Here is a 4,304-nt window from a genome sequence, read left to right on the forward strand (position 1 = left end):
TATTATAGGGAGCGGCTGATTTTGCGCAAGGGCTTTTTTGATAAAACATCGACTTTGCGTTTAATTGCTTTCAAATTAAACAATCAGCTTTTTATTTAAACAGATGTGGCTTTAATCACCTTGTTTTGATCCTGATCCATGTTTTTTTATGACGCTACAATATAATTTGCATATGAAATACCAATAAGGATGACTCTCAATGCAGATACTGGATGCAGAAAAAGAAAGCAAAATATGGCCGCTGTTCCGGCTCGGATTTCGGGTGTTCTTTATGGGGGGGGCGCTTTTTTCCTGCCTGGCCATGTTTCTGTGGCTACTCAGCCTCTCAGGCATGGCCGTATTGCCGGGAGTCGGCAACCCCATCTGGTGGCATGCCCATGAAATGTTGTTCGGCTTTGCGCTGGCCATCGTCGCCGGCTTCGTGCTCACCGCCATGCAGAACTGGACCGGTATTGCCGGCGTGCGCGGCTGGCCGCTGGCATTGGTCGCCGGACTCTGGCTACTCCCCCGCCTCTTGATGCCATTGCGAGGAGAGCTTAATCCACTGGTGATCACACTCGACCTGCTGTGGCTGCCACTGGTGGCGGGCATGCTGGCTCGGCCCGTGCTGCAAGTGAAGCAATGGCGCAACCTGTTCTTCGTTCCTTTGTTTGTCTTGTTCACCCTGCTCAACGCGCTCAGCTATTACGCCGCCTTCAGTGGTAACTGGTTGCTGTCCGAGCGCGTCTTTGTGACGACGGTGCTGGCACTAACCGGTTTGATTGCCGTGATGGGTGGCCGGGTAATTCCCTTTTTTACCGCCAACGCTACCGGCACCGATAAGCCAGTGCCGCACCCCTGGCTGGAAAAACTGAGCCTGGGTACACTCTGGCTGGGGGTACTTGGCTGGCTGCTGTTGCCGCGCACCGACGGCTTTAATAGCGCACTGGCTTTGATTCTGATGGTCTCCGCCCTTGCCAATCTGGTTCGCCTGGCTCGCTGGAACAACAAACTGGCACGGAATATCCCCCTGCTGTGGGTACTGCATCTGGGATACCTGTTTGTACCACTGGGGTTACTGGCCCTGGCCGCAGCGCTGTTGAATTGGGGGATCAGCATCTCTCTGGCCAGTCACTGGCTGACCACAGGCGCCATCGGTATTGTCATTCTAGGGATGATTGCCCGGGTATCGCTCGGCCATTCCGGTCGGACACTGGAGATCCGCCGCTCCGTCGTTATCGCCTTTGTCTTGTTGATTCTGGCAGCTCTGTTGCGCAGCCTGCTGCCCTTGCTGGCACCCGGCATGACCAATATGGCCTATCACACCAGCGCCATGGCCTGGATGCTGGCCTTTGGCCTCTTCAACTGGGTGTACTGGCCGATATTGACCCGCCCGAGAATAGATGGCCGTCCTGGATAGCATCCATAAAAAATCCCGCCGCAGCGGGATTTTTATTTACCGTATTTACTGATTGAGTATCAGCCCGTCGCTGTCGGCGTCCAGTTCCAGCGGTTTACCGGGAACCACTCGTCCAGAGAGCATGGCCTGCGCTAGCGGGTTTTCCACTCTCTGCTGTACCGCCCGCTTCAGCGGACGAGCACCAAACAGCGGATCGAAGCCCGCATGGGCCAGTTTTTCCAGTAGCCGCTCGGTAATGGTGACCTCGAACCCCTTATCTTCGAGCCGCCCCACCAGCCCCTGCAGCTGAATACGGGCAATGGACTTTATCTGATCCTCACCCAGCGGGTGGAACACCACTATATCGTCGATACGGTTGATGAACTCGGGACGAAACTGATGGCTCAGCACGCCCATCAGTATTTCCTTCATTTCATCATAATCCTTTTCGGTGCTGTGCTCCTGGATCAGATCCGAGCCGATATTCGAGGTCATGATCACCACGGTATTGCGGAAATCCACGGTGCGCCCCTGACCGTCGGTCAGGCGGCCGTCATCCAGCACCTGCAGCAAGATGTTGAATACGTCCGGGTGCGCCTTTTCCACTTCATCCAGCAGGATCACCGAATAGGGTTTGCGCCGCACCGCCTCGGTCAGATAACCGCCCTCTTCATAACCCACGTAGCCGGGAGGTGCGCCCACCAGACGGGACACCGAGTGTTTCTCCATAAACTCCGACATATCGATACGTACCATGGCATCGCGACTGTCGAACAGAAAATCGGCCAGCGCCTTGCACAGCTCGGTTTTACCCACACCCGTCGGGCCCATGAACAGAAAAGAGCCCACCGGCCGGTTGGGATCGGACAGACCGGCCCGGCTGCGGCGAATGGCGTTGGATACCGCCTCGACCGCCTCGTTCTGGCCGATCACCTGCTCGTGCAGGCTGTCTTCCATGCGCAGCAGCTTGTCTTTTTCCCCTTCCAGCATCTTGGCGACGGGAATACCGGTCCAGCGCGACAGCACATCGGCAATCTCTTCGTCGGTAACCCGGTTTTTCAGCAGATGCAGCTCTTGCATTTCTGCCTGCCCGGCCAGATCCAGCTGTTTTTCCAACTCGGGTATACGGCCGTATTGCAGTTCCGACATACGAGCCAGATCGCCAGCCCGACGCGCCACGTCCAGATCCCGGCGCACCTGCTCCAGCTCGGCCTTGATATGCTGGGTTCCGGCCATGGCGGCTTTTTCCGACAGCCAGATCTCTTCCAGATCGGAGTACTCACCTTCTTTTTCGGTCAATTCATCACGGATCAGCTGCAAGCGCTTGCGGCTGCCCTCGTCGTCTTCTTTCAGCAGTGCCTGCTCTTCCAGCTTCAGCTGTATGATGCGCCGCTCCAGTTTATCCAGCGGCTCCGGTTTGGAGTCGATCTGTAACCGAATGCTGGACGCAGCCTCATCGATCAGATCGATGGCCTTGTCCGGCAACTGACGGTCGGCAATATAGCGATGGGATAATACCGCCGCCGCCACTATGGCCGGATCGGTGATCTGCACATGATGATGCAGCTCGTAGCGTTCTTTGAGGCCACGCAGAATGGCGATGGTGTCTTCCACCGTCGGCTCGTTGATCAATACCTTCTGAAAACGGCGTTCGAGGGCGGCATCTTTTTCTACGTACTGGCGGTATTCATCGAGGGTGGTCGCCCCAACACAGTGCAGCTCGCCCCGCGCCAGCGCGGGCTTGAGCATGTTACCGGCGTCCATGGCGCCCTCTCCCTTGCCGGCGCCGACCATGGTGTGCAGCTCGTCGATAAAGAGGATCACCTGCCCCTCTTCCTTGGCCAGCTCGTTCAACAGCGCCTTGAGTCGTTCTTCAAACTCGCCGCGGTATTTGGCGCCGGCAATAAGCGCGCCCATATCGAGTGACAACACCCGCTTGCTCTTGAGCCCTTCCGGTACCTCGCCGTTGATGATCCGCTGAGCCAGACCTTCGGCGATGGCGGTTTTACCGACACCGGGTTCGCCAATCAGCACCGGATTGTTCTTGGTGCGCCGTTGCAGCACCTGAATGGTACGGCGAATTTCATCGTCCCGACCGATCACCGGATCCAGCTTGCCCTGCTCGGCCCGTTCGGTTAGATCGATGGTGTATTTTTCCAGCGCCTGACGGTTTTCTTCGGCGTTGGGATCGTCCACCTTCTGGCCGCCACGCACCTGCTCGATGGCCTTGCTCATCTTGTCTTTTGTCAGGCCCAGCCGTTTGAGCGCCTCGCCCAGATCGCCCTTGTCGTCCAGCGCCGCCAGCAAAAACAGCTCAGAGGAGATATAGGCATCCTTGCGCTGCTGCGCCAGCTTGTCGCACTGGTTGAGCAAGCGCGCCAGCACCGGCGACACCTGCACATCCATGTCGCCCCCGCTGACCTTGGGCAGTCGATCCAGAGATTTATCCAGCTCGACCCGCAACGTATTGCTGTCGACCCCGGCGATAGTCATCAAGGGACGAAGGGTACCGCCGTCCTGATTGAGCATGGCCACCAGCAGGTGGGCCGGTTCGATATAGGCATGATCACGCCCCAACGCCATCGACTGGGCATCTTGCAGGGCAAGCTGAAATTTACTGGTAAGACGATCTGAACGCATCAGGACTCTCCTCGAATACCCCCGCCACCTGGCGGGAACACAAGATTGATTACTGATACTAAAGATGGGGTTTTATGGTGGGATTACAACCAGTCAGCGCATATTTTGGCTAATCCAGCCAAATCAGGCTAGCCATGCGACCGGTTTCCTTATCACGCCGATAAGAGAAAAACTGTTGTCCGTCGGTATAGGTGCAGTGTTCGCCACCATAGATGTGCTGCACCCCGGCCATAGCCAGTCGAAGCCGGGCCAGGTGATAGATGTTGGCCAGCCACTTGTCGCTATT

Annotated in this window: 3 protein-coding genes; 1 reads left to right on the plus strand and 2 read right to left on the minus strand. The window is 56.9% G+C overall.

Annotated features, from left to right (window positions below; all coding sequences use genetic code 11):
- The first annotated feature begins 199 nt into the window (after positions 1 to 199).
- Complete coding sequence (locus UN63_RS16695) at positions 200 to 1,399, plus strand: NnrS family protein (RefSeq protein WP_104488618.1); 1,200 nt, start codon at positions 200 to 202, stop codon at positions 1,397 to 1,399.
- Positions 1,400 to 1,444: 45 nt separating this feature from the next.
- Here the strand turns inward: UN63_RS16695 and clpB are convergent, their stop codons facing one another.
- Together clpB and UN63_RS16705 are read right to left on the minus strand one after the other, a co-directional pair.
- Positions 1,445 to 4,018, minus strand: a complete 2,574-nt coding sequence (clpB, locus tag UN63_RS16700) for an ATP-dependent chaperone ClpB (RefSeq protein WP_104488619.1) — start codon at positions 4,016 to 4,018, stop codon at positions 1,445 to 1,447.
- A 109-nt stretch (positions 4,019 to 4,127) separates the two neighbouring features.
- Positions 4,128 to 4,304 (minus strand): laccase domain-containing protein (locus tag UN63_RS16705; RefSeq protein WP_181068278.1); only part of this gene is annotated, 177 nt, incomplete at its 5' end.

This window comes from Oceanisphaera arctica, assembly GCF_002936955.1.
Taxonomy (GTDB): Bacteria; Pseudomonadota; Gammaproteobacteria; order Enterobacterales; family Aeromonadaceae; genus Oceanimonas; species Oceanimonas arctica.

Excerpts from the sequence above, each read along its gene's own strand:
- UN63_RS16695 (WP_104488618.1), top strand. The coding sequence starts at position 200 with ATGCAGATACTGGATGCAGAAAAAGAAAGCAAAATATGGCCGCTGTTC.
- clpB (WP_104488619.1), bottom strand. The coding sequence starts at position 4,018 with ATGCGTTCAGATCGTCTTACCAGTAAATTTCAGCTTGCCCTGCAAGAT.